This window comes from Streptomyces sp. NPDC007905 (genome assembly GCF_042959345.1).
Lineage (GTDB): Bacteria > Actinomycetota > Actinomycetes > Streptomycetales > Streptomycetaceae > Streptomyces.
This window is the reverse complement of sequence record NZ_JBIBKS010000001.1, coordinates 277,564-302,664: the sequence shown is the minus strand read 5'-3', so window position 1 is coordinate 302,664 and position 25,101 is coordinate 277,564. Positions and strand designations below refer to the sequence as shown.

19 protein-coding genes and 1 pseudogene are annotated in these 25,101 nt (G+C 73.4%); 5 read left to right on the top strand and 15 right to left on the bottom strand.

Annotation, left to right across the window (positions count from 1 at the left end; all coding sequences use genetic code 11):
* Positions 1 to 32: 32 nt before the first annotated feature.
* The 5 genes from ACFZDC_RS01505 to ACFZDC_RS01485 all read right to left on the bottom strand — a co-directional run bounded on the left by ACFZDC_RS01505 (position 33) and on the right by ACFZDC_RS01485 (position 4,209).
* Positions 33 to 1,424 carry an ATP-binding protein gene (locus tag ACFZDC_RS01505; RefSeq protein WP_391319326.1) on the bottom strand — a complete coding sequence of 464 codons (1,392 nt, stop codon included), beginning with the start codon at positions 1,422 to 1,424 and terminating at the stop codon, positions 33 to 35.
* Between the two features lie 152 nt (positions 1,425 to 1,576).
* Entirely contained in the window at positions 1,577 to 2,242 is a 666-nt protein-coding gene (locus ACFZDC_RS01500) for a response regulator (protein WP_391319325.1), read from the bottom strand.
* Entirely contained in the window at positions 2,196 to 2,951 is a 756-nt protein-coding gene (locus ACFZDC_RS01495; RefSeq protein ID WP_391319324.1) for a phosphatase PAP2 family protein, read from the bottom strand. The genes ACFZDC_RS01500 and ACFZDC_RS01495 overlap by 47 nt, the downstream gene beginning before the upstream one ends.
* Complete coding sequence (locus ACFZDC_RS01490; protein ID WP_391319323.1) at positions 2,948 to 3,550, bottom strand: phosphatase PAP2 family protein; 603 nt, start codon at positions 3,548 to 3,550, stop codon at positions 2,948 to 2,950. Before ACFZDC_RS01490 ends, ACFZDC_RS01495 begins: the two co-directional genes overlap by 4 nt.
* Positions 3,547 to 4,209 (bottom strand): VTT domain-containing protein, encoded by a 663-nt coding sequence (locus ACFZDC_RS01485; RefSeq protein ID WP_391319322.1) that lies wholly within the window; start codon positions 4,207 to 4,209, stop codon positions 3,547 to 3,549. Before ACFZDC_RS01485 ends, ACFZDC_RS01490 begins: the two co-directional genes overlap by 4 nt.
* A gap of 197 nt (positions 4,210 to 4,406) precedes the next feature.
* Between ACFZDC_RS01485 and efeU the strand changes: the two genes are divergently transcribed.
* Together efeU and efeB are read left to right on the top strand one after the other, a co-directional pair.
* Positions 4,407 to 6,437, top strand: a complete 2,031-nt coding sequence (gene efeU, locus ACFZDC_RS01480; RefSeq protein WP_391319321.1) for an iron uptake transporter permease EfeU — start codon at positions 4,407 to 4,409, stop codon at positions 6,435 to 6,437.
* A gap of 35 nt (positions 6,438 to 6,472) precedes the next feature.
* On the top strand, positions 6,473 to 7,744 hold the full coding sequence (gene efeB / locus ACFZDC_RS01475) for an iron uptake transporter deferrochelatase/peroxidase subunit (RefSeq protein WP_391319320.1): 1,272 nt from the start codon (positions 6,473 to 6,475) through the stop codon (positions 7,742 to 7,744).
* Between the two features lie 258 nt (positions 7,745 to 8,002).
* Here efeB and ACFZDC_RS01470 read toward each other — a convergent pair whose 3' ends face one another.
* Both ACFZDC_RS01470 and ACFZDC_RS01465 read right to left on the bottom strand, forming a co-directional pair.
* Positions 8,003 to 8,962 carry a hypothetical protein gene (locus ACFZDC_RS01470; protein WP_391319319.1) on the bottom strand — a complete coding sequence of 320 codons (960 nt, stop codon included), beginning with the start codon at positions 8,960 to 8,962 and terminating at the stop codon, positions 8,003 to 8,005.
* Between the two features lie 11 nt (positions 8,963 to 8,973).
* Positions 8,974 to 10,443 carry an amino acid permease gene (locus ACFZDC_RS01465; protein ID WP_391319318.1) on the bottom strand — a complete coding sequence of 490 codons (1,470 nt, stop codon included), beginning with the start codon at positions 10,441 to 10,443 and terminating at the stop codon, positions 8,974 to 8,976.
* A 350-nt stretch (positions 10,444 to 10,793) separates the two neighbouring features.
* Between ACFZDC_RS01465 and ACFZDC_RS01460 the strand changes: the two genes are divergently transcribed.
* Positions 10,794 to 11,282: a DUF5709 domain-containing protein gene (locus tag ACFZDC_RS01460; RefSeq protein WP_391319317.1), complete on the top strand. Its 489-nt coding sequence runs from the start codon at positions 10,794 to 10,796 to the stop codon at positions 11,280 to 11,282.
* Between the two features lie 141 nt (positions 11,283 to 11,423).
* Here the strand turns inward: ACFZDC_RS01460 and sthA are convergent, their stop codons facing one another.
* Positions 11,424 to 12,830, bottom strand: coding sequence for a Si-specific NAD(P)(+) transhydrogenase (gene sthA, locus ACFZDC_RS01455; protein WP_391319316.1), 1,407 nt, complete (start codon positions 12,828 to 12,830; stop codon positions 11,424 to 11,426).
* 157 nt (positions 12,831 to 12,987) lie between these two features.
* Positions 12,988 to 13,191: a hypothetical protein gene (locus tag ACFZDC_RS01450; RefSeq protein WP_391319315.1), complete on the bottom strand. Its 204-nt coding sequence runs from the start codon at positions 13,189 to 13,191 to the stop codon at positions 12,988 to 12,990.
* Positions 13,192 to 13,410: 219 nt separating this feature from the next.
* Here ACFZDC_RS01450 and ACFZDC_RS01445 point away from each other — a divergent pair, with 219 nt between their 5' ends.
* Together ACFZDC_RS01445 and ACFZDC_RS01440 are read left to right on the top strand one after the other, a co-directional pair.
* Positions 13,411 to 15,249, top strand: a complete 1,839-nt coding sequence (locus ACFZDC_RS01445) for a glycoside hydrolase family 15 protein (RefSeq protein ID WP_391319314.1) — start codon at positions 13,411 to 13,413, stop codon at positions 15,247 to 15,249.
* A gap of 118 nt (positions 15,250 to 15,367) precedes the next feature.
* Positions 15,368 to 15,604 carry a hypothetical protein gene (locus tag ACFZDC_RS01440; protein WP_391319313.1) on the top strand — a complete coding sequence of 79 codons (237 nt, stop codon included), beginning with the start codon at positions 15,368 to 15,370 and terminating at the stop codon, positions 15,602 to 15,604.
* Between the two features lie 12 nt (positions 15,605 to 15,616).
* On the opposite strand, the gene ACFZDC_RS01435 is transcribed toward ACFZDC_RS01440, so the two are convergent.
* From ACFZDC_RS01435 to ACFZDC_RS01410, 6 genes and pseudogenes are all read right to left on the bottom strand, one after another.
* Entirely contained in the window at positions 15,617 to 16,936 is a 1,320-nt protein-coding gene (locus tag ACFZDC_RS01435) for a tetratricopeptide repeat protein (protein WP_391319312.1), read from the bottom strand.
* A 56-nt stretch (positions 16,937 to 16,992) separates the two neighbouring features.
* Positions 16,993 to 19,731 carry a SpoIIE family protein phosphatase gene (locus tag ACFZDC_RS01430; RefSeq protein WP_391319311.1) on the bottom strand — a complete coding sequence of 913 codons (2,739 nt, stop codon included), beginning with the start codon at positions 19,729 to 19,731 and terminating at the stop codon, positions 16,993 to 16,995.
* A gap of 83 nt (positions 19,732 to 19,814) precedes the next feature.
* Entirely contained in the window at positions 19,815 to 22,334 is a 2,520-nt protein-coding gene (locus ACFZDC_RS01425; protein ID WP_391319310.1) for a SpoIIE family protein phosphatase, read from the bottom strand.
* A 212-nt stretch (positions 22,335 to 22,546) separates the two neighbouring features.
* Positions 22,547 to 23,179: pseudogene (locus tag ACFZDC_RS01420) on the bottom strand (2-phosphosulfolactate phosphatase); the annotation flags it as partial.
* Between the two features lie 40 nt (positions 23,180 to 23,219).
* The gene (locus tag ACFZDC_RS01415) at positions 23,220 to 23,507 is read right to left on the bottom strand and encodes a DUF1232 domain-containing protein (RefSeq protein ID WP_391319309.1); all 288 of its coding nucleotides are present in this window, start codon (positions 23,505 to 23,507) and stop codon (positions 23,220 to 23,222) included.
* A 110-nt stretch (positions 23,508 to 23,617) separates the two neighbouring features.
* Positions 23,618 to 24,799: a hypothetical protein gene (locus tag ACFZDC_RS01410; protein WP_391319308.1), complete on the bottom strand. Its 1,182-nt coding sequence runs from the start codon at positions 24,797 to 24,799 to the stop codon at positions 23,618 to 23,620.
* Positions 24,800 to 25,101: the final 302 nt, after the last annotated feature.

The following is a 25,101-nucleotide window of genomic DNA, read 5'->3' as shown; positions in this document are numbered from 1 at the left end:
CGCGAGGCTCCCCGGCGCTCGCGCCGGGTCGTTCATCCGGCGGGCAGCGTGACCACGAACCGGGCGCCCGGGGCGTGCCCGCAATCGTGGGACACGTCGCCTCCGGCGGAGCGGGCCAGACGCCGCGCGAGCGGCAGCCCGAGGCCCGCTCCGCCATGTCCGTCGCCCGGGTCGGCCCGCCGGCCCGGCCGGAACAGCTCGTCCCGGAACGACTCGGGCACGCCCGGCCCGTCGTCCGTGACCTCCACCCGGATCCCGTTCGCGACCCGCCGGGCGGTGAGCGTGACCGTCGTACGGGCATAACGCACGGCGTTGGCGAGCAGCGGGCTGACGATCCGCTCCAGCAGCGCGGGCTGCACACCCGCCCGCAGCGGCGTCCCGTCGGCGGTGACGGTGACCCGCAGCGGGCCGGGGGCGTCCAGGGAGGCCGCCACCCGGTGCAGGGCGGGCAGCACCTCGGCCGTGCCGGGGGCCGCGGGCACGCCGCCGCGGGCCTCGTCCAGCAGGGTGTCGCAGATCGCGCGCATCGAGCGGGCGGCCTCGGCGACGACCTCGTGGGTCGCCCGGGTCTCCGCCTCCGACCGGGGACGCGAGTGCCACCAGTCGAGTTCCGCGACTATCCTGCTCAGCGGGGTGCGCAGCTCGTGCGACAGCTCACCGGTCAGCTGCCGCTCGTGCCGCAGCACCCCCCGGATCCGGTCCAGCAGCGCGTCGAGCGAGGCGCCGAGCGCGGCCAGTTCGGCGGGCCGGCCCCGGCCGCCGAAGCGCTCCTCGGAGGCCACGGCGCTCCACTGGGTCGCCTCCTGTGTCATCGTGCGCACCGGCCGCAGCGCCCGGCCGACCGCGAGGCGGGTCAGTCCGTAGGTGCAGGCGAGTATCCCCGCGTCCAGCGCGAACGAACCCAGCAGCAACGTCTTCGCCGAACTCCGGTACGGCGACAGGTCCAGCGCGGTGACGATGGTGGCCGTCGTCCCGTGCCCGGCCACCGGCTCGGCGCACAGCCGGACCGGGTGGTGGCCGCCCACGGTGGCGCAGCCACGCCTGCCCGCGGCGGCGAGGGCGCCGACGGCGCGGGTGACGGTGCCCGTGCGGGCCCCGGACGGCGGCTGTTCGAGAAGCCGGTCGCCGGCGTAGATCCACACGTTCATGTCTAGGAGGCGGTCGTTGACGGTCTCCAGGACCCGCACCCGTCCTCCGCGCGTGTCCACGGTGGTGGCCACGGCCGCCGCACGGGTGCGCAGTTCGTCGTCGGCCTCCCGCTGGAGCCGGTGGCGCACCACGGTGTTGAAGACCACCGTGAGGATCACCATCAGCAGGGCGGCCGTGGTCAACGCGACCAGCGAGAGCCGGCCGCGCAGGGTGCGGGGCGCGAGACGGGCGGCGAACGTCGCGGGGGCGGGGAACCTCGTACGGGCGGCACTCATACCCGTCTCATACGGATCTCGCACCGCGTGTGCCCGCATGCGAGCCGGTGACTGTTCCCGCACCGCGTGTGCCCGCATGCGAGCCGGTGACTGTTCCCGCACCGCGTGTGCCCGCATGCGAGCCGGTGACTCTTCCCGCACCGCGTGTGCCCTCATGCGAGCCGGTGGCCGATCCCGCGGGCGGTGCCGATGGTCAGCTCGCTGCCCGTCGCGCGCAGCTTGCGCCGCAACCGGGTCAGGTACTGGTCCAGCGTGTTCTCGCTGACCTGCGCGCCCTCCGGCCAGCCCGCCCGGACCAGCTCGCGGCGGCGCACCAAGCCGCCGCCCGCCGCCGTGAGGGCCGCCAGCAGCCGGAACTCGGTCGGGGTCAGTTCGATCCGGGTGCCGTTCACCACGGCGCTGTGCCGGACAGGGTCCAGGACGAGCCCGCCCGCGGTGGCGGCCGTCGGCGGGGGAGCGGCCCGTCTGAGCGCGGCCCGCAGCCGGGCGGCCAGCTCGGCCAGGTGGAACGGCTTGAGCAGGTAGTCGTCGCCGCCGGCCGAGAAACCCGACAACCGGTCCGCGAGTCCGCCCCGCGCGGTCAGGAAGACGACCGGACCGAGAAAGCCGTTCGCCCGCATCGCCTGACACACGTCCCGGCCGTCCGCGTCGGGCAGCCCGACGTCCAGCACCGCGGCGGCCACGTCGGGTGCCGCGAGCCGCAGCGCCGTGGCGCCGTCGGCGGCGGTCACCGTGTCGAAGTCCTCGTCGTGCAGCCCGCGACGCAGCACGTCACGCAGGGCGTGATCGTCCTCGACGACCAGGATCTTGGGGCGCATGCTTCTCCAACGGCGCATCGGCCGTGTCGCTGGTGGGTGGGGGATCCGGCTCGCCGGAACCCGTGATCAGGCGCGTGGGCAGCCACCAGGCCGCCGCGCACAGCCAGACGCCGAGCCAGCCGACGGCGAAGAGCCAGCCGCCGAGCACGTCCGTGAACCAGTGGACGCCGAGGAAGACCCGGGTCAGGCCCACCCCGGCTCCCCAGCACGCCACCGCCAGGCACAGCGGGACGCGGCCGCGCGGGGCTCGTACGCACATCGCGAGGATCACCAGTCCGGCGGTCAGTGCCGAGGTGGTGGCGTGCCCCGACGGGAACGCCCAGCCCGAGGCGTGCGTCTGCCAGTCCTGGTGGGGCGGACGGGCCCGGCCGACCAGTTCCATGACGCCGTACCGCGCGGCCTCGCCCGTGGCGAGACAGGCGGCGGCGAGCAGTGCCGTCACCAGCCGCTGCCGCCGGGTGCCGCCCACGAGCAGCCCGGCGAGGACGACCATCGCGTACGGGACGACGCCGGTGCCGGTGGCGGTCAGCCCGCGGGCCAGGGCCACCGTCGTCGCCGAGCGGTGGCCGACGGACCAGGTCAGGAGCGAGCGGTCCAGGAAGAACGGGGCACCGTGCCGGCCGGAGACGACCAGCGCCAGCACCGCGAAGGCCGCCCAGGCGCCGAGGGCGGCGCTGCCCGCCAGTTCCGCGATGCCCTTGCGGTTCATGACACCAGCAGTGGACGCAGCCGGGTCGTCGCCAACCGTTCTGCGAGGCCCTGCGGCCGGCGCCGGAGCACGGTCATCACGAAGAAGGCGACCAGGGCCCCGACGAGGGCTCCCGCGAGGACGTCGTGCGGATAGTGGACGCCCACCCAGACCCGGGAGGCCGCCATGGCCACGGCGCACACGGCGGCGACGGCCCCCAGCCGGCGGGAGACGAAGAAGAGGGCGACCGCGGCTGCGGCCGCGATCGCGGCGTGGTTGCTGGGGAACGACCAGTCGCCCGGCGCCGGACAGGCCTCCAGCGTGTGGAACGGCAGTCCGCGACAGGGCCGGTCCTCCCGCACCAGCAGCTTGAGCCCGGCGTCCACGCCGAAGGCCACCAGCACGGCCACCGGAGCCGTCAGGGCCGTCAGGGCCGCCGTGGCGCCGGCCCGCCGGGCCCGCCACCAGCCGGCGACCATGAGCAGCGCGACCACCGCGAGCCCGTACGCGGACCACGCCGTGACGACGCCGTCCAGCGGGCCGGGGGAGCGGTGGGCGAGGTCCACCACCTCCCGGTAGAGCGGTCCGTCGACCGACGAGCCGGTGAGTGCCAGGATCATCCGCGGGCCTCCCTGGCGGCCCTGCGGGAGCGCAGCACCTCGGCGCCGAGCGGGATGAGCGACACGACGACGATCAGCGCGATCACCGGCAGCAGGTACTTGTCGACGTTCGGGATCGACGAGCCCAGCGCGTAGCCGGCGAGGGTGAGGCCGAGGCTCCACACGAGCCCGCCGGCCACCTGCCAGAGGGTGAACGTGCGCATCGGCACGCCGAGCGCGCCCGCCATCGGGTTCAGCACCGTGCGCACCACCGGCACGAAGCGGGCCAGCACGATCGCCTTCGCGTGTCCGTACCGCTCCAGCAGCTCCTCGGCCCGCTGCGCTCCCTCGTGCAGCCGGGCCGACCGGCTGCGCGCGAGCAGCGTCCCGCCCGCCTTGCGGCCCAGCAGATACCCGCACTGCGAGCCCGCGAGGGCACCGACGGCCGACGCGACGAGCAGCGGCCCGAGTGACAGGTGCACACCGCGGTCGGAGGCGCCCGAGCACAGCAGACCCGCGGTGAACAGCAGGGAGTCGCCGGGCAGGAAGAAGCCGATCAGCAGGCCCGTCTCCGCGAACAACACCACGGCGACGCCGAGCACGCCGAAGGCGGCCAGCAGGGAGTGGGCGTCGAGCACGTTGACCGCGAGCTGCGACGACAGATCTGAGGGGGTGGCCATCGCCGCACGCCTTCCTTCGACTACTTCCGACTACACATTTGTAGACGGCTTACTGCACTGCAGACGACCGACGGCCCTGGATCGTTCCCGGACTTTGCCTTTCCATTGCCACTTCATGACCGGCCGACTGCATCCCTGTAGTCATGATGGTCCGCGAAGGTAAGGCATGCCTTCACTAACTGGGAGGGCCGCAGGGCATGTGGGACGACGCGTTTCCGAGTTTCCTGATCGGACTGAGAGAGGGACTCGAAGGCGGACTCATCGTCTCCATACTCGTCGCCACCCTGGTGCGGGCCGAGGCACGCTCGCGGTTGCCGCAGGTGTGGACGGGCGTCCTGGCCGCGATCGCCGTGGCCATGAGCTTCGGCGCGATCCTCACCTTCACCGCCGCCTCCCTGTCACAGACCGCCCAGGAAGCCTTCGGCGGCACCCTCAGCGTGATCGCCGTCGTGTTCGTCACCGCCATGGTGTTCTGGATGCGCCGCTCCGCCCGCAACCTCTCCGGCGAGCTGAAGGAAAAGGTCACCGGAGCCCTCGCCATGGGCACCGGGATGCTGATCCTCACCTCGTTCCTCGCAGTGGGCCGTGAGGGCCTGGAGACGGCCCTGTTCCTGTGGACCACCGCCCGCGCCGCCGGCGAGTCGGCAGGCCCGCTCACCGGCGCCGCCACTGGCCTGGTCCTCGCGGCCGGCCTCTGCTGGGGCCTGTACCGCCGGGTCCTGAAGATCAACCTGACCAAGTTCTTCACCGCCACCGGCGCCGTCCTCATCGTCATCGCGGCCGGTGTCCTCGGCTACGGCCTGCGCGACCTCCAGGAGGGCGGCGTGCTCCCCGGGAAGACCGCCTACGCGGTCGATCTGGCCGCCGGCGTGGACGCCGGGTCCTGGTACAGCACGCTGATCCAGGGCGTGTTCAACCTGACCCCCACCATGACCTGGCTGCAGGTGGTGGCCTACGCCCTCTACCTCGTCGCAGTGATGACCCTGTTCGTGCGAGGGGTCCGCGCCACGGCGCCCAAGCAGGCCGCCGAGCGGCCCGCGCCCGAGCCGAAGGCGGCCCGCCCCCGGCGGCGCCGGCCCGCCTGGGTGATCCCGGCCGCGGTGGTCGCCCTGCCCGCCCTGCTCGCCGGTCTCGTCGTCGCCCTCGCCCGACCCAAGCCCGTGGGCGACCAGACCGTCGCCGTCTCCGAGACCGAGTGCGGCAGGGGCTTCAGCACCCCCAAGCCCGGCCGGCAGACCTTCCAGATGCACAACACCGGCAGCAAGACCTCCGAGGTGTACCTCGTCGACCCGGCGACCAGCGCGGTCTACGGCGAGATCGAGGGCCTGGCCCCCGGCACCACCCGCGACCTGGTCGCCACCGTGGCGGGCGGCAGCTACGCCTGGCGCTGCGTCCCCACCGGCGGCAGGGCCGTCACCTCGAAGGCACTGCGCGTCAACGGCGGGGGAGCGGCCAAGCCGGTCGTCCCCGTCTCGGAGCAGGACCTCACCGCGCCCCTGAAGGCGTACAGGACGTACGTCCAACAGGGACTGGAAACGCTCGTCACCCAGACCCGCACCCTCGAGGACGACATCGAGGGCGGCCACCTCGACAAGGCCCGCACGGACTGGCTGACCGCCCACCGCACCTACGCCTCCCTCGGCGCCGCCTACGGCACCTTCGAGGACTTCGACCGCAAGATCGACGGGCGGCCCGACGGACTGGTGAACGGCGTGCGGGACAAGGACTTCACCGGCTTCCTGCGCGTCGAGTACGGCCTGTGGCACGGCGAGTCGGCCAAGGACCTGAGGGCCCCCGCCCAGCAGCTCACCGACGCGGCCGCGGGCCTGCGGAAGGCCTTCCCCGCCCAGGCCTTCGACCCCGGCGACCTGCCGCTGCGCGCCCACGAGATCCTGGAGAACACCCTCCAGTTCGAGCTGACCGGCGACACCGACCAGGGCAGCGGCACGACCCTCGCCACCGCCGACGCCAACCTCGGCGGTACCCGCGAGCTGCTCACCGTCCTCGAGCCGCTGCTGACCAGCCGCGCACCCGAGCTGCTCCCCAGGGCCGACGCGGACATCGCCCGGCTCCAAAAGCTCCTGGACGCGGCCCACGACGGCACCCACTGGACCCCCGTCGACCAGCTCGACACCGCCGACCGGCAGCGCGTCGACGGCGCCACCGGACAGCTGCTGGAAGACCTCGCCCCGGTCCCGGACCTCCTCGAGATCCGGAAGTCCGCCTGATGAGCACCGAGCCGCACCTGGAAGGGAACCCTTCGATGTCCACTGCCCAGACGCCGGCCTGCCCCGCCGGCCCCGCCCGCCGCTCCTTCGTGCGGACCGCGCTGGGCGCGTCGGCCGCGGGCGCGGTGCTGGCCGGCGGAGGCTTCGCGCTCGGCGCGAGCGGCGGTACGGCCCGGGCCCAGGGTACGGGCGCCGACAGTGGCGCGAAGGTCCCCTTCCACGGCGCCCACCAGGCCGGGATCGTCACGCCCGCCCCGGCCGCTGCCACCTTCGTCTCCTTCGACGTCATCGCCGACGACCGCAAGGGCCTGACCGACCTGCTGCGGACCGTCACCGAGCGGGCCCGTTTCCTCACCTCCGGCGGTACCCCCACCGACCTGGGCGTCGGCGCGCCGCCCTCCGACAGCGGCATCCTCGGCCCCGAGGTCCCCTCGGACTCCCTGACCGTCACCGTCGGCGTCGGCGCCTCCCTCTTCGACGACCGCTACGGCCTCGCCAGGGCCAAGCCCGCCCGGCTCACCCCGATGCGGACGTTCCCGAACGACAACCTCGACGCGGCCGAATGCCACGGCGACCTGTCCCTCCAGCTGTGCGCGGACAGCCAGGACACCGTGCTGCACGCCCTGCGCGACATCGCCCGGCACACCCGGGGCGCCCTGCAGATCAAGTGGCGCATCGACGGCTTCCAGAACGCCCCGCGCCCCACCGGCGCCCAGCGCAACCTGCTCGGCTTCAAGGACGGCATCGCCAACCCCGACGTCGGCTCGGCCCGTGAGACGAACAGACTCATCTGGGTCGGCGACGGACAGGGCGAGCCGGCCTGGGCCACCGGCGGCAGCTACCAGGTGATCCGGATCATCCGGATGCTCGTGGAGTTCTGGGACCGGGTGTCGCTGACCGAGCAGGAGAAGATGTTCGGCCGCCGCAAGGACACCGGCGCCCCGCTCGACGGCGCCAGGGAGACGGACGTCCCCAACTACGTCAAGGATCCGCACGGCACCGCGATCCCGCTGGACGCCCACATCCGCCTGGCCAACCCGCGCACCGCGAAGACCGACAGCTCCCGCATCCTGCGCCGGGGCTACAACTACGACCGGGGCGTGGACAAGGTGGGCAACCTCGACATGGGCCTGGTCTTCTGCTGCTACCAGCAGGACGTCAAGCGCCAGTTCGAGGCCGTGCAGACCCGGTTGATCGACGAGCCCCTGGTCGACTACATCTCCCCGACGGGCGGCGGCTACTTCTTTGCGCTGCCCGGCGTGCGGGACGCGAGGGACTGGCTCGGCCGGGGCCTGCTGTCCGCCTGACGGTGGCCGCGGGCGGCTTTCCCCGCCACCTGTTCGCCGGCCTTACGACGCCTTCGAAGAGGCCGGGGCCGAGGCCATGGTCACCTCAGCGCCCTGGTCGGCGCCCTGCTCACGTCCAGGGCGGTGGCCGCCCCGGCTCTGCCGGACGAGCTTGTCCCGTGCCGCCGGCACCGAGGACGGCCTCCGGTGCGCGGTCGCCCGTGCCACCATGCGGCCGGCTCCCTTCTGGTCACGTCGTCGAACCACTGGCCCGGCATGTCAGCCCCGCACCCCCAACTCCCTGCGCCACTTCGTCAGTTGTTGCACCGGGTCACCGGTGAACGACCAGGGGGTGCGGGTGGCGCGGCGGTCGAGCAGACGGAGTGTGGCCGCGGCGACGTCCGGTGTGCCGGCCAGACACGCCGCGTGGGCCAGGTAGTTCAGGTCCCGCAGTTCGGTCGGGGCCACGTCGCTGTCCGGGCGCGCCCGGACCCAGCGCTCCCAGGTGCGGCGGACGTCGTTGACGGCGCCGTCGTGGTCCCAGTGCGGGCCGAGGCTCACCGCACCGCGCCGGCCCCGAGCGCCGTCCAGGGCGTAGCGGTACTCCTCCACCCGGGCGTACTGCACCAGCACCGGCAGCGGGCAGCCCAGCGGAGCCGCTCCGGCCGCGTCCCGGGCGAAGTCGTACATCAGGCCGTGCGTGCCGTGCCAGCGGGCCGAGTAGTAGTGCAGCACCTGCAGATGGCCCTCCATGCCGTACGGGTCCCGCCGGTGCAACTCCTCCCACCAGCGGGCCAGTTCCCGGCGCCGTACGCCCGTCGGATACAGCCGGACGACCGAGATCAGCGACACCCATGGCGTGGGGTCCTCGGGGCAGGCCTCGGTGGCGTGCAGACAGGCCAGGACCGCGCTGTCGACGCGGTCCGGGTCGATCGGCACACCCCTCCCGGCAGTGATGGCCAGGTGGAAGGCGCGGGCCGTCTCCGTGGCCGCGCGCAGCACCTGTGCGTCCGCGTTGCCGGGCTCGGCGGCCAGCCACGACTCCACCGTCGAACTGCCCGCGCAGGCCTGCGCCAGCAGCCGTACCCGGTGGCCGCGCAGCGTCCAGTCCTCGCCGGTGACCCACAACAGGTCCCTGAGGCCCTGCCAGCGGCCGATGACGATGTCCTGCCGGGCGGCGGTGAGCGGCGCGTCCCCGTAGTCGGGGTCGAAATCGGGCGTGAAACGGTCTCGCGCCATCGGGATCTCCCTCAGAAGTCGGTGGGGAGACCCTCGTGCAGCCGGGACAGCACACCCGCGCCCTCGGGAACGTACCCCGTCTCCACGGTGCGGGTCGCGTCCAGCTTCGCGGGACGGTAGTAGTCGCTGCCCCGCCGCCAGTACCAGAGCATCGGGAGCAGCCCGACGGCGAGTCCTCCGATGCCGATCGCGATCGCGGCGCCGCTCAGCTCGCCCAGCGACTCGACGAAGATCCAGAACATGAACAGGGCGCCGAGCAGCGGCCACAGGCCGCCGAGGACGAAGTTGGCCGCCGACCTCAGCAGCATCTTGCGGTAGGCGACGACCACCGCGAGGCCGGCGAGGCCGTAGTAGACGGCGATCTGCAGACCGATCGCCGAGATCGCGTCGGAGAGGATCTCGCCCACCGAGCCGAGCGCGTTGGAGGCGATGAACATCGCCAGCGCCACCGCGCCGACCACCACGATCGCCACCCAGGGCGTGTTCCAGGTGCGGTGCACCCGGCCCAGCGCGGAGGGCATCGTACGGTCCCGGCCCATCGCGAACAGCGAGCGTGTGACCTGGATCAGCGTGGTCTCCAGCGTGGCGATCGTGGACAGCATCACCGACACGATGAGCAGCTTTCCGCCCCAGCCGGGCCAGATCTCCTCGCCCAGTACGGCGAGCACGTTGGCGTCGTTCTCCTCGATCTGCTTCGAGGTCAGGATGACGTTCACCGCGATGGTGAACACCTCGAACAGCAGGAAGACGATGCCGACCCCGATCAGACCGGCGAGTCCCGTCGTGCGACGGCTGTTGCGGGTCTCCTCGCTGAGGTTGCTGGTCACGTCCCAGCCCCAGTAGTAGAACGCGGCGAGCAGCGCGCCGGACGCGAACCCGCTCACGCCGTCGAAGTGGGAGAAGCCCAGCCAGGACCAGTCGAAGGCGCGGGCGTTGTGCGAGTGGAGGACGGCGAGCACCGCGAACAGCGCCAGGATGCCCAGCTCCACGCCGGACATCAGCAACTGGGCGCGGACGGTGAGCCGTGCCCCGCCGAGCACCACGCCCAGCATGACGAGGAACCACACCGATCCGACCGCAGTGGACAGCGCCGTGTTCTCCGCGAGTTTGTCGTCGAAGAGGGCGAGCGTCATCGACCCGGCGGGCAGCGAACCGGCCACCATGAAGATGGTCGCCGAGATCACCAGCGCCCAGCCGCTGATGAAGCCCAGGAACGGGTGGAGGGTACGGCCCACCCAGGAGTAGCTGGCGCCCGCGTTGACGTCGATCCGGCCGAGGTAACTGAACGCCAGGGCGATGCCCAGCATGGGTATCGCGCAGTACAGCAGGGCGGCCGGGCTGGCCAGTCCCACCGCGCCGACGAGCACGGCGGTGGTCGCGGCGAGCGAGTACGCCGGCGCGCTGCCGGCCACCGCCATCACCACGGTGTCGAACGTGCCGAGGACATTGGCCTGCAGCCCTCTGCCCCTGTTGTTGCTCATGGTCGTGCCGCTTTCCGGTCGTGCACGGCGCACGGGCGTCTGGCCCGACGCGTACGGGTGGGGGGTGGGGACCCGCCTCGGACCCGGAAGAAGGATGGCCTCGGGTCAGGGGCCGGCCAGGAGAAAAGGGGGTGGCGCACGGGTGGTGCAAAGGGGGTGGTGGGCACCGTGCTGCCGAGCGTCGGCGGACGGTCACGGTGTGTGGGTGTGATGATAGCGGCACTCGTTGACCTTTCAAGATGACCAACCGGTAATCGGCGCTGACCTGTTCGGATGCCGGCGGGGTTAGAGACGCGACGCACGGGAAACGCGGTCCGGGACCGAACGGTCGAGTCGAGAAGGAGGCGGCGATGAGCGATCAGCAGGCCGAGCAGACCCCGATGGCGGACGACGTCTACCAGCCCACCGGAACCAATGAGGAGCAGGAGGACGCGGGGCCCCTGGATCTCCAGGACGCGGTCGACGAGCGCACTTACGACGACGTCCTGGACGAGGGCTACTCCCCGCCGGAGCGGCCCCTGGGCGTCACCAAGCACGGCACCACCGCCGCCGAACAGCAGGAGGGAGAAACCCTGGAGGAGCGGCTCGGCCAGGAGGTCCCGGACGTGGACGTGCCGCCCGGCGACGAGATCGGCGACCTGCCCGGGGGCGCGGGCGAACCGGTCGATCCCGAGGCCGGCGCGGACCGCGCGGGCCGCCTGGTCGCCCCGGACGAGGGGGCGCACACCGACACGACCAAGGAGGAGATCGCTGCCGACGTCGGGATCGACGGGGGAGCGGCGGGGGCGGAGGAGGCGGCGATGCACGTGGTGTCGGAGACGGACCTGCCGGAGATCTGAGGGGCCGGCCCGGAGCGGCGGTGGGCGGGTGCCGACGCGGGCCGACCCGGTCGGGGGGCGCGGGGAACGGCACGACCGGCCACCGGCCGGCCCCCCGCCGCACGGGGGCGACTCCCGCGGCGAACGGACCCGCCCGCCCCCTCAGTCGCCCAAGTGGTCGAGCTGGCGCAGCCGGTTCGTCGCGTCCAGGGCCGCCACTTTGTACGACTCCGCCAGCGTCGGGTAGTTGAACACCGCGTCGACCAGATAGTCCACGGTGCCGCCGCAGCCCATCACGGACTGCCCGATGTGGATCAACTCGGTGGCGCCCGAGCCGAAGCAGTGCACACCGAGCAGGGTGCGGTCCCGCGGGGAGACCAGCAGCTTCAGCATGCCGTGGGAGTCCCCGATGATCTGGCCCCGGGCCAGCTCCCGGTAGCGGGCCACGCCCACCTCGAACGGCACGCGGTCCTCGGTGAGTTGATCCTCGGTCCGGCCGACGAAGCTGATCTCCGGGATCGTGTAGATGCCGATCGGCTGCAGCTGGTGCATCCGCCCGACCGGCTCCCCGCACGCGTGGTACGCCGCCGCTCGGCCCTGCTCCATGGAGGTCGCCGCGAGGGCCGGGAAGCCGATGACGTCGCCGACGGCGTAGATGTGCGGCACCTCGGTGCGATAGTGCTCGTCCACCCGGATCCGGCCCCGCGGGTCGGCCGTCAGGCCCGCCCTGGGCAGGTCGAGGTCGGCGGTCAGGCCCTGGCGACCCGCCGAGTACATCACCGTGTCGGCGGGGATCTTCTTGCCGCTCTCCAGCACGGTCAGGGTGCCCCGGGCATGGCGTTCGACGGCCGCGACGGTCTCCCCGAACCGGAAGGTGACGGCGAGGTCCCGCAGGTGGTACTTGAGCGACTCCACCACCTCGACGTCGCACAGGTCCAGCATCCCGGGCCGCTTCTCCACGACCGTCACCTTGCTGCCGAGCGCGGCGAACATCGAGGCGTACTCCATGCCGATCACCCCGGCGCCCACGATCACCATGGAACGCGGCACCCGCTCCAGCGAGAGCACGTTGTCCGAGTCCATGATGGTCCGCCCGTCGAACTCCACGGTGCCGGGCCGGGCCGGCCGGGTGCCGGTGGCGACGACGATGTGCTCGGCGCTCAGCAGCCGCTCGTGACCGGTGGCCTCGTCGCGCAGGGCGACGGTGTGCGGGTCGGCGAACCGGCCCGTGCCCGAGTACACGGCCACGTGGTTGCGGGACAGCTGACTGCGCACGACGTCCACCTCCCGGCCGACCACGTGCCGGGTGCGCGCGGTCAGGTCGGCGACGGTGATGTCCTCCTTCAGCCGGTAGCTCTGCCCGTACAGGTCGCGCTGGGTGAGACCGGTCAGGTACAGCACGGCCTCGCGCAGTGTCTTGGACGGGATGGTGCCGGTGTGCAGGGAGACCCCGCCGAGCATGTCGGGGCGGTCCACGACGGCGACCCGGCGGCCGAGCTTGGCCGCGGCGATGGCGGCCTTCTGCCCGCCGGGTCCGGATCCGATGACGAGCATGTCGAAGTCGGGCATCTTCCGGAGTCTGGCAGCCGCCGGCCGCCCTGCGGAAGGCCCGTGCCGTCCCTGTGCGGGCAGGCATGGGCGCCGGGCGGACGCGCCCCCGCGTGACCAGCGCGCGCGCCCCTGCCCGGCACCTCCCCGTTGGTGTCCTGAAGCCTCCCGGAACGCCCTAAGGCAGCAGCTTTTCGATGGCGGCCTGTCCCTCGGCCTCCATCTTGCGGCGCGCCCAGTCGAGGGTCGCCGGGGTGACGTCCCTGCCCGTCGCCATCACCATGTCCTCCGGGGTGAGATCCCTCGGAGCGGAATGGAGCAGGGCGTCCGGGGTGCAGTGGTCGTCGGACGACCGGGACTCTTCTGGGGTGGATGTCGACATGATGCCTCCTCCTCGGTCCGGATGACCGCATCCGTGCCGGTGCCGCCGAACGGGGCACACTCTCACGATTCCCCGCCTCCGCTCACCCTGCATCCGGAAGGCGCCGGAGGGTCGGGTGCCAAGCGCCTGCCCACCGCGCGGCGATGCACTCACCCGTAAGCTGGAAATCCGCCCATAAGGTGGAAAACGGCAGCACGCCGCACCGGAGAGGCCTGAGTGATGGCCGACATGCCCTTCCAGCAGGAGGTGTCCGGGAGCTCCCGGTACCTGCCGATCGCCGAGCACGGCCTCATCGGTGACCTGCGCAGTATCGCCCTGGTCGGCACCAACGGCACGATCGACTGGTACTGCTGCCCGTCCTTCGACGACCCCAGCGTCTTCGCGGCCATCCTGGACGCCGAGCGCGGGGGCCGCTTCGAGCTGGCCGCCGCCGTGCCGGCGCGCACCAAGCAGTTCTACTTCCCGGACACGAACGTGCTGATCACCCGCTTCTTCACCGAGGAGGGCGTGGGCGAGGTGCAGGACTTCATGCCGGTTACCGGAGACGGGTCGGAAGAGGGGGGCCGGCACCGGCTGATCCGGCGCGTGGTGTGCGTCCGCGGCACCGTGCCCTTCCGCGCGCTGATCGCCCCGCGCTTCAACTACGGCGCCGACCCGCACACCCTGCGCCTGCTGGACGGCCTGGTCGTCTTCGAGTCCCCGCAGCAGTCCCTGGCGCTCACCTCCACCGTCACCGTGGAGTGCGACGCCCGGGACGCGCGGGCCGACTTCAAGCTGAGCGAGGGTGAGACGGCGGTGTTCGCCCTCGACCAGGTCGGCACCGAGGTGGCACCCCGCGGCTGTGCCCGCACGGAGGCCGAACACCAGTTCAACGCGACCGTCTCCTACTGGCGCCGCTGGCTGCACCAGTCCCGCTACCGGGGCCGCTGGCGCGAGATGGTGCACCGCTCCGCCCTCACCCTCAAGCTCCTCACCTACGCTCCCACCGGAGCCATCGTCGCCGCGCCCACCACCAGCCTGCCCGAGCAGCTCGGCGGCGAGCGCAACTGGGACTACCGCTACGTGTGGGTCCGCGACGCCGCCTTCGCCGTCTACGCGCTGCTCAGGCTGGGCTTCAGCGGCGAGGCCCAGGCGTTCATGCAGTTCGTGACCACGCACATCACCCCGGGCTGCGGCGACGGCTCCGGCCCGCTGCAGATCATGTACGGCATCGACGGCCGCACCGACCTGCCCGAACGCGAACTGCCCCACCTCGAGGGACACCTCGGCTCCGCTCCGGTCCGCGTCGGCAACGCCGCCGCCGATCAGCTCCAGCTGGACATCTACGGTGCCCTGATCGACTCCATCTACCTCTACGACAAGTGGGCGCAGCCCATCCCCAGCGGCCAGTGGGACGACGTGTGCCACCTCGTGGGCTGGGTCTGCGACCACTGGGACCAGCCGGACGAGGGTGTGTGGGAGACCCGCGGCGGCCGCAGGGACTTCCTGTACTCGCGGCTGATGTGCTGGGTCGCGATCGAACGGGCCATCCGCCTCGCCAACCGGCGCGGCCTGCCCGCCGACCTGCTCCGGTGGCGCCAGTGCCGCGACGCGATCTACCGGCGGATCATGGAGCGCGGCTGGTCCGAGCGCCGGGGCGCCTTCGTGCAGTACGAGGGCGCCGACGTGCTCGACGCCTCCGTGCTGATGATGCCGCTCGCCAAGTTCATCGCGCCCACCGACCCCAAGTGGCTGTCCACCCTGGACGCCCTCACCGAGGACCTGGTCTCCGACTCGCTCGTCTACCGCTACGACCCGCAGGTCAGCCCCGACGGTCTGCGCGGCGACGAGGGCACCTTCTCCATCTGCTCCTTCTGGTACGTCGAGGCACTGGTCAGGGCGGGCCGGCTCGACGAGGCCCGGCTCGCCTTCGAGAAGATGCTCACCTACGCCAACCATCTCGGGCTGTACGCCGAGGAGATCGGCCGCACCGGCGAGCAGCAGGGCAACTTCCCGCAGGCGTTCACCCACCTGTCCCTCATCAGCGCCGCCTTCAACCTGGACCGGGCCCTCGGCTGACACCCGGCGCCCAGTCCTTCGCCGTCCGTTTTCGGGCGGTATGCCCCCAGGCCGCAGGGGTACCCGGGGGTTCTCCGAAAGCGATCGACTCAGGGGCGACAGAAGGAGGAGACCCCGGATGACCAGCACCAGCGAGACCGGCGACGTCACCGGTACCCGGGACAAGGACTACAACCTGATCTGGTACGTCGAGGCGTGCCTGAGCAACGCCCTGCGCCTGGAGTCGTACATCCAGGACGCCGAGCGCGACAAGGACAACGAGGTCGTGGACCTGTTCCGCAAGGCGCAGGCGGACAGCCGCAAGGGCGCCGAGCTGGGCAAGCGGCTGCTGCGCTCGCGGCTCGACGGCGGCTGACGACCGGCACGCTCAGGCGAACCGGGAACTCGGTACGGGCCCGGCGGAAGCCAGGCGGGCGCGATCGCCGCTCAGCCACGTGCCCCGAACGGCCGTGGCGAAGGCGGCGAACGCCTCGTCGGGGTCCGCCGGGCCCTCGCCGTCCCCGTCGTCGGCTGCCGGGTCGGCCGCCGTGATCCAGGCGGCGATCTCCGCCTCCGGGCGGTCGTCCGCCGGACCCTGCTCGACTCCGCCGTCCGCGCCCTGACGCAGCTGCCCCTCCCAGGGCGCCACCACCGACTGGTGCAGCAGCCCGACGCTGTCCGCGGTGACGGCGGGCGGGTCCGTCCAGCAGCTCGCGTGCTCGTGCAGCACCTGTCCGGGAACGCGGCCGAAGAGCTGCCCGACGATCTCCGGCCCTCCCTCGTGGGCCGCCAGGCCGTTGAGGTCGTACGCCACGACCACCGTGTCCTCGCGTCCGGGTGCGAACGGTTCGGCCGGCAGGTCCAGCACCTCGGCGGCGGCCAGCCCCAGGATCAGCGAGCCACGGTCGGGCAGCAGGGACACCGAGCGCGGCCGTGCCCCGGCCGCCTCGAGCAGCGTCCGCAGCCGCAGCAGGCCCCGCAGGCACAGCTCCGGGCTGTCCTGCAGCCAGGCGTACCGGCCGGTCATCCCCGCCTCGAAGCCGAACGGGGAGAGGGTGCCGAGGACCGTGCCGCCGATCACGTACTGCCAGCCGCGCAGATCGGTCGGGTCGAGCGCTCCCGCCCGCCCGGCGTCGGCCGCACGGGCGAGCATCCGGCTCTGCCGGTCCCGGGTGGGCTGCCACTTGGGGTCCTCGGGGTCGGTCAGCAGCGCGTGGTGGCGGCGAGCCGTGGTCAGGTCGCCCGCCATGATCGCGTTGAACACCAGGAGGTAGCGGTCCGGCCAGTCCGTCAGGTCGTCCTCGTGCCGGGCCAGCTCGGCCACCGCCTCGCGATGGCGGCCCTCGTCCTCGTACGCGGACACCAGCTCCCGCAGCACCGCGAGCGAGCCCGCGCTGTGCCGCAGGGCCTCGCGCAGGGCGGGGATCGCCAGGTAGGAGACGCCGCGCTCGACGCAGGCGTAGCCGAAGTCGTAGAGGGCGCGGGCCCGTTCGGGGGCGGCGGTCAGCGCGGCCGCTGCCCGGGCGAGGTCGTCGAAGCCGGCTTCCCGGGCGGCCCGTCCCACCACCAGTGCCAGCTCGCCGAGCGGCTGTTCCTCCCCGGCCGCCCGCAACTGCCTCAGTGCGCCGGGGACATCGCCGGCATCCAGGGATTCCCAGGCCTTGAGGAGTTCGGCGGACTTCGGTCGGCGGTTTCTGCGCGAGAACATGCCGGAGATCATCACCCGTCACCGGACGCGTCCTCAACACCTTTGCGCCCGGGGGCTCAGGGAAGCGGCTGCTCCGCCCAGATGATCTTGCCGTCGGGGGTGTAGCGGGTGCCCCAGCGGTCGGCGACCTGCGCGACCAGGAACAGGCCCCGGCCGCCCTCGTCGGTGCTCGCCGCGTAGCGCAGATGGGGGGAGGTCGTGCTGCGGTCGGAGACCTCGCAGATCAGCGAGCGGTCGCGCAGCAGCCGTACGCCGATCGGGGCGCGTGCGTACCGGATGGCGTTGGTGACCAGCTCGCTCAGGATCAGCTCGGTCGTGAACGACAGCTCCTCCAGACCCCAGTCCGCCAGCTGCCGGGTGACCGAGGCCCGTATCTCCGAGACGGCCGCCGGATCGGAGGGCACCTGCCACTCGGCGACCCGGTCGGACCCGAGGACACGGGTGCGGGCCACGATCAGCGCGATGTCGTCGCTGGGCCGGTTGGGCAGCCGGTCGAGTACGGCCCGGCAGGTCTCCTCGGGCGAGGCGCCGGGCGCGCGGCGCAGGGCGTCGCCCAGCAGCTCCAGGCCGACGTCGATGTCCCGGTCCCGGTCCTCCACCAGACCGTCCGTGTAGAGCACCAGCCGGCTGCCCTCCGCCAGCTCCAGGTCGGCCGTCTCGAACGGCAGCCCGCCGAGGCCCAGCGGAGGTCCGGCGGGCACGTCCGGGAACTCCACCGTGCCGTCCGGGTGCGCGAGCGCGGGCGGCGGATGGCCGGCCCGGGCGATCGTGCAGCGCCGCGAGACGGGGTCGTACACCGCGTACAGGCAGGTCGCGCCGGTGACCGCGGCGGCGCCGTCGGACGGGGTCTCGTCCTGGTCGATCCGTCCCACCAACTCGTCCAGCAGGCTGAGGAGTTCGTCGGGCGGCAGATCGAGCGCCGAGAAGTTGTGCACCGCCGTGCGCAGCCGGCCCATCGTCGCCGCCGCGTGCAGCCCGTGCCCCACGACGTCCCCCACCACGAGGGCCACCCGGGCGCCGGACAGCGGCAGCACGTCGAACCAGTCGCCGCCCACCCCCGCCTGCGCGGGCAGATAGCGGTAGGCGATCTCCAAGGCGCCCTGCTCGGGCAGGCTGCGGGGCAGCAGGCTGCGCTGCAGGGTCACCGCCATGCTGTGCTCACGGGTGTAGCGGCGGGCGTTGTCGATCGACACGGCGGCCCGCGCGACCAGTTCCTCGGCGAGGGCCAGCTCCTCCGCGTCGAACGGCTGCGGCTTCTCCGAACGCCAGAAGCTGGCCAGACCGAGGACCAGGCTGCCGGCCCGCAGCGGCACGGTGATCAGCGAGTGGATGCCGTAGGCCACGACATCCCCGGTGCGCTCCAGGTCCTGGGCGAGCCAGCCCGGTGCCTCGCGCAGTACGGGCTCCACGACCGACTGTCCGGTCGTCAGGCTCCGGGCCTGCGGCGAGGTCGCCACGAACCGGATGCGCTCGCCCACCGGGTACAGCGGGGCGTCCTTGCGGATGCCGCTGCAGGCCGCCCGGCGCAGCGCGGTCCCGGGCTTGGGCTCCTCGCCGTTCAGCACCGCGTCGAACAGGTCGACGGTGGCGAAGTCGGCGAACCTGGGCACGGCAAGCCGGGCCAGTTCCTCCGCGGTGCGGCTCACGTCCAGACTGGTGCCGATGCCCACCCCGGCGTCGTACAGCATGTTCAGCCGCTCGCGCGCCACCTCGGCACGGCCCGACAGGGCGCGCAGCTCCGTGGAGTCGCGCAGCGTGGTGACGCTGCCGGGCGGGCCGCCGCGCAGGTCGGTGGGGCGCTGGTTGATGGCCAGCAGCCGGTCCTTGACCAGGTGCACCTCGTCCGTGGCGACCCGCCCGGAACCGAGCAGCCCGGCCGTCTCGTCGTCCAGCCCCAGCTCCAGCACATGCCGCTGCTCGGCGTCCTCGGGCAGGTCCAGCAGCCGGTGCGCCTCGTCATTGGCGAGCAACAGCCGGCCGTCGCCGCCGACGATGAGCACACCCTCCCGCACCGCGTGCAGCACCGCGTCGTGGTGCTCGTACATCCGGGTCATCTCGGACGGGCCCAGGCCGTGCGTCTGCCGCAGCAGTCGTCTGCTCACCAGGGCCGTGCCGGCGGTGGCCAGCGCGAGCGCCGCCGCGGCCGCCGCAAGCAGCAGGGGCAGCTGCTGGTCGGCGGCCCCGCCCACGTGCGCGGTGGTGATCCCGGTCGACACCAGGCCGACCACCTTGCCGTGGGCGTCCTTCACCGGCACCACGGCCTGCACGAGCTGGCCGATCGTGCCGTTGATCTCCTCGACCACCGTGCCCCCGGCCACGGCCGGCCCGATGGTTCCGACGAACTTCTTGCCGATGCGGTCCGGTCTGGGATGCGTGTAGCGGATGCCGTCGGTGTTCATCACGACGATGAAGTCCACGCCGGACGCCTTGCGCGCGGCCTCGGCCTTGGGCTGCAGGATGGCCGTCGGATCCGGGGCGCGCAGCGCGGCCGCCGTGCCGGGCGCGTTGGCGAAGGTCTGGGCGACGGCGAGCGAGCGGTTGCGGGCCTCCCGGTTGGTGTCGTGCCGGACCTGGAGCACCTGCGCCACCACGGCCGACACGACCAGCAGCAGCACGATCACCACTTGGAGAAGGAACACCTGCCCGGCGACGCTGCGCCGGTTCACCGCCGATCGCAGCACTCCCGGCGGTTCGTCGTCCGCCCCCGTACGGTCCTGTCCCCCGCCCAGCGGTGCGCGCGGGTGCCCGGAAGGACGGAGTGGCCGAGTCTCGGGCCGGCCGGGCAGTCGGACCATGAGCCCATGTCTACACTGCCCCGCCCCGTCAGGCGAGAGCGTCGTCCGAGGTGACGGCCGAAGGCCCCGGCGCCGTGCTCCGGTCACCGGCGGGGCGTGGGGCGGCGGGTGGCGAGCAGCAGTGCCACGTCGTCGGGGCGGTCGGTGGCGTCCCGGGCGTTGGCGGTGAGCCGGTCCGCGACCCCGGCGAGGGACCGCCCACCGCGCCGCCCGGCGGCCGCGCCGGCCTTCGCCAGCGCGAGTGCGAGCTCGGCGATGCCGTCGTCGATGTCGGCGCCGGGCCGCTCCACCAGGCCGTCGGTGTAGAGGGCGAGGATCGCGTCCGGCTCCAGCCACAGCTCGGTCACCGGGTACTGGGCCCGCGGGTCCACCCCGAGGACGACACCGCCCGGGATGTCCAGCACCCGGGTACGTCCGTCGGCGCCGCGCAGCAACGGTGGCAGATGTCCCGCCCGGGCGACCTGCGCATGCCCGGTAGCCGGGTCGAGCCGCAGGTAGCAGCAGCTGGCGAACTGACCCGGGTCGAGGTCGATGAGCAGGTGGTTCGTGCCGCTCAGCACCTCGTCGGGGGGCCGGTCGCCGAGCGCGAAGGCCCGCACGGCGCTGCGCAGCTGACCCATGGTGGCCGCCGCCTGCACCCCGTGCCCCTGCACGTCCCCGATGACCAGCGCCAGCCCGTTCCCCGCCTCGACGACGTCGTACCAGTCCCCGCCCACGTCCAGGCCCTGGGTGCCCGGCAGATAGCGGCCCGCCGTCTCCACTCCGGGGTGCGCCGACAGCCGCCGGGGCAGCAGGGCCTGCTGCAGGCCGCGGGCGAGCGCGGCCTCGCTGTCGTAGCGCTGCGCCCGCTCCATCGCGTGCGCGATCAGCCCGGCGAGCGCGGTGAGGACCGTACGCTCCTGCGTGCTGAAGCTGCGTGACCGGTCGAAGCCGAGGATGCAGGATCCGACCGGCCGGCCGGAGGCGATCAGCGGCAGGAAGGCACGGGCGCCCTCCTCGGCGTCCAGTGGAATGCCCGGGTAGGTGGCCGCCAGTTGCTGCATCGACTCGAAGAAGAGCGGACGGCCCGTGGTGAGGGTCTCCACACCGGGCAGGTGCGCATGGAGACCGACGCCGTCGAAGGGGGCGAGGAAGCCCTGCGGGAAGCCGGTCTCCCACGCCAGGAACAGGTGCCGCTCCTGGAGCAGGTAGATCGCCAGGCGACGGCCGCCGAACGCGGGCAGCAGCTCCTGCATGACGACCGCCGACACCTGACGGGCGGTCACCGCGTCCGTCAGCGCGATGGCGAGCGCGATCGGCCGGTACAGCGGCGCCAGCGAGTGGCCGCCGACCACCGGGGCCTCCGGGGCGTGCTGATCGGCCACTGCGGTGCCGTCGCGGGCCGGCTCCACGGGTGCGTCCATGCGGCTGGCCGGGACGAGCGTGCAGGTGAGGATGTCCGGGCCGGGGTGGACCGACAGCGCCAGCCAGTCGCCCTCGCCGGGCCCCGCCCCGTCGGTGTCCGGGCGCCGGACGTGGACGTGCACCGGCTCCTGGGACAGCAGCACGCTGCGCAGATGGTCGTCGTACGGCGGACCGGTCAGCCACGGCATCCCCTCCCACAGCGGGCGCCCCAGCAGCCACGCCCGCTCCCGGCCCGCCATCCGTGCCGCGGCCTCGTTGACGTACACGATCAACCCGAGCCGGTCCAGGCAGAACACCCCTTGCGGCAGCAGGTCGGCCGCGCCGTCCGCGGAGGCGGCCGGACCGGGGTCGAAGACGATTCCGGAGATCAGGGACGCCGCGCCGCCCGCTGCCCCCGGGCACACGTCCAGCAGCCGTGGGGCACCTTCCCCGGACCGCAGGTGCAGGGGCGCGGCCGGTGGTCTCCCCGCGGCGGTCTCGCGCAGGACGGCCAGGATCCGGTGGGCGTCGGCCGGGGACAAGGCGTCCGCGAGCGCCGGGGCGGTGCCCGCGCACTCACCCGGACGCAGACCGAGCAGCGCGTGCAGCCGGTCGTCCGCGCGCACCGCCGAGGTCACCGGATCCCAGGTGAACCGCCCCACGCGGGCCTCCGCGGGCCGCACCACGGGCGGCCGCACGCACAGCGGCTCCCCGTCCCAGGCGACCGCCGCCTCGTCCCCGTCGGCGAGACCGAGCAGCTCGGCGCCCAGCCCCTCGGCGAGCCGTGCGAGCAGTTCCCGGTCCAGCAGCGCGTCCACGCTGTCCGACGCCGCCGGACGCAGCACCGTGAGCACGCCCAGCGGCTCGGTCCCACCCGGCACGGGCACGTGCACCGACCCGAACGGGAAGGGCAGGCCCGCCGCGAACTGGGGGTACCGGCGCACCGTCTCCGTGGCGTTCGACAGCACCACCTGGACACCGAGCCGGTAGGCGTCCGCCACCGGGAAGGGCCTGCCCAGGTGCAGCCGCCACCAGGGCCGGAACAGCGGGCCGGGCAGGCCGACGAGCACCGCGAGGCGCAGCAGCCCCGGGGTGCTGGAGCGCAGGTACACGCCCGCGACGCGCCCGCCGGCCGCGCCGAGCGCGCCGGTCGAGGCGTCGACCAGCAGCGCGGCAAGCCGGGCCCGCGTCCGGACCCCGAGCTCTCCGCTCCCAGCCATGGGCCCTACCTCGTCCCGTGCCGCCGGGTGGATGACACAGCAAGAATGCGCCACCTGGGTGGCGTAACGCACCTGGGCGGGTGAAGTCGGCGGTGCACCGTACCCGGCGGCGGCGAGTCGGCGCGCGGCATCCACACCCCCCATGCGCTCCGCACGGCACCGGAGCATCGCCGCCGCGCCCACGCCGACCAGGCATCGAGCGGTCGCACACCGGCGGCCATGGCGAACGGGAAGGCGTCCGCCTCCAGGCACATCGGCACATCCTCGCGGTGCACGCCCGCCCAGCCGAGCCGCACGCCCTCGGCGAGCCGGGCGGCGGCGCCCAAGCGCCGGGCGCGCTCGAGGCAGGGCCCGGAATCGGTGTCGGACGAGTCGGCGCGCGCCGCGATGTACGGGGCCGCAGGCCGGGTCCTCCTCGGCCCGCCCGCCGTCCCCGGTGACGACGAAGGCCACCGTGTCCGGCCGGGCGCGCCGCAGTACCCCGGCGGTCGCCCCGGCCACCACGAAGCTCGCGCACAGCAGCAGCCGCGCCGCGGCGACCGCCCGTGCCGTCCCGGCCGTGGTCCGCTGGACGGCGGTGCGGCCCTCACGTCGAGCGAGCGCGGCCGGGCGGGCGAGTTGGCCAGGTTGAAACCCGGCGCCGGCGGACCGTCCTGGAAGGCCGGCCAGTCGGGGTGCCGGGCCTTCAGCCCCGGCGCCTCCTCCTGCGTACCGGCGAAGACGATCCTCTCCGCGCCGCGGCGAAACGCCCGGGCGAAGACGGTGAACGCGCGCATCACGTCGACGACCACGGCGACCTCGGGCGCCGCCGGCTGGTCCGGGATCCCGGTGAAGACGCGCCGCATCCCCCGATGGTGGGGCAACCGGCGCTCGCGCGGGGCCGGTTCAGAGCTCGGTGGGCCCGGGCGGCAGCGCCCGGCCGGCGCGCAGGCTGCGCAGCGCGAGGAGCAGGACGGCGATGTCGTCGAGGTACACCGGGTCGGGCAGCAGATCGGTGGGCAGCACCAGATACAGGACCGCGCCCCAGAACACCCAGCGCGGCCCGGTGGGGAGCCCCGCCCGTTGCAGGGTCCGCCGGGTACGTACCAGCCGCACCAGCAGGCCGACAGCGACGGCGAGCAGCAGCGCCGCGACGACGGCGGCGATCACCATCAGGGTCGTGGTGGAATCCATGCGGCCTCCTGTCCCTCGCGGCTCACGGGGGCGGGCTGGGGCGGCCTCCCGCGCTTCCCTTTCCTCTTCCCCCTCCTGGCGTCCGTACCGCCGTACCGCCCGGGCACCTTCTACGGCGTCCCCTCCGCCGGGCCGGCGGTGTCCGTGCCGTCGCCGTCCGGGACGGGCACGGGGCGGAACGGCCTGGCGCTGAACTTCAGCCGCTCGAACGTTCGCGTCAACTGCTGCAGCGCGGAGGGCGACCGGCTGCCGGCCCGCTGCTGCTGGTGCGGCAGGGCGGGCGGCACGGGCGCGTCGCGGTAGACGGCCAGGGCCTGGTGGGCCTGCTCGGCGGCCTCCCGGTACAGGTCCCGGGACTTCGTCATGGCCTGAAGCGCCTCGGCGTACATGGCGACCAGCCGCCGTTCGCGCTCCAGTTCCTCCTGGAGGGTCAGCAGCGTCCAGTTCTCGCGCAGGTCCATCAGCGCCTCCTCGGCGCCCTGCGGGAACGGCCGGGGCAGGCCGGCAACGTGCCGTACGGCCGTGAGGAGTTCGGTCGGTTCGGAGCCGTCCAGGAAGACGGTGCGCACGCTGTGTTCCCGGCCGTCGTAGCCGGCCGGCGCCGGGTCCGGGGGCAGCAGCACGGCACCGCCGCGCGGCACCTCGACGCCGAGGTCCTTCAGCGCCCAGTTGACGGCGCGCAGTTGCTGCGGCGCGGCCCGGTGCTCCACCACGCGGTGTCGCAGACCCGGCGGCAGCAGCCGGGCCAGCGGCAGCCGGCCGCGCTCGTCCGGGGTCATCGCCTCGTGCACGACGAGGTTGACGCACCAGGCGTCGCGCGCCGCGTCCCGCAGCCGGCGGCGCATCTCCTTGTCGTCCTCGGGCAGCGCGTTGACCTGCCGGAAGCGCAGGCCCACGACGGTGGGGTGATGGTCCCAGGCGCCGTCGGTGGCATCGGTCGCTCCGGCCTCGGGCCAGAACAGCGTCGCCGGCGACGGCCACGCGTCGTCCCACGGCCGCTCCGCCTCAGCGACGAGCGTCCACTCCCGCCCTTCCGGCCGGTCCCGGCGCGGTAGGAGGGTGAGCCGGGCCCGCACGGTCACCGTGCCGTCGGTGCGCCAGCGTGCCTCGAAAATCTGTACGAATGAGTCCTCGGGTGCGGGCGGCTCGGCGAAGTCGTCGATGCCCCCGCTCTCCTTGTGCCGGCGCAGAGTGCGGCGGACGACGTCGTCGGGTTCGGGACCGGTGTGGCGACCGCGTGCCGCCCACAGGGTCTGCGGGATGGTGGCGTGGTCGGTGGCGGAGTTCGACATGAGCCAATCTGCTGATGGGGGCGGGTGCGCCTCCCAGTATCACTGCCCGGCGGCGGGGCACGCCGGGCGGGGGCTCCGGGCGGCGCGTCGCGGCGGTCATATGCCCCGTCGTACGGGGATCCGGGGGTGCAGACGCAGACGCAAGGCGGGCCGGCAAGCCCCGCGCACGGGATGCGCGCCGTTCGTCCGGGGTGCGCGCCGCACGCCTCGGGCGACCCTCGTTCACACGTCCCCGGACCGTCGCACGGTGAACACAATGGTGCGGCGAACGGGGTCCGCCCGCCCATCCGCTCAGGGGCAGG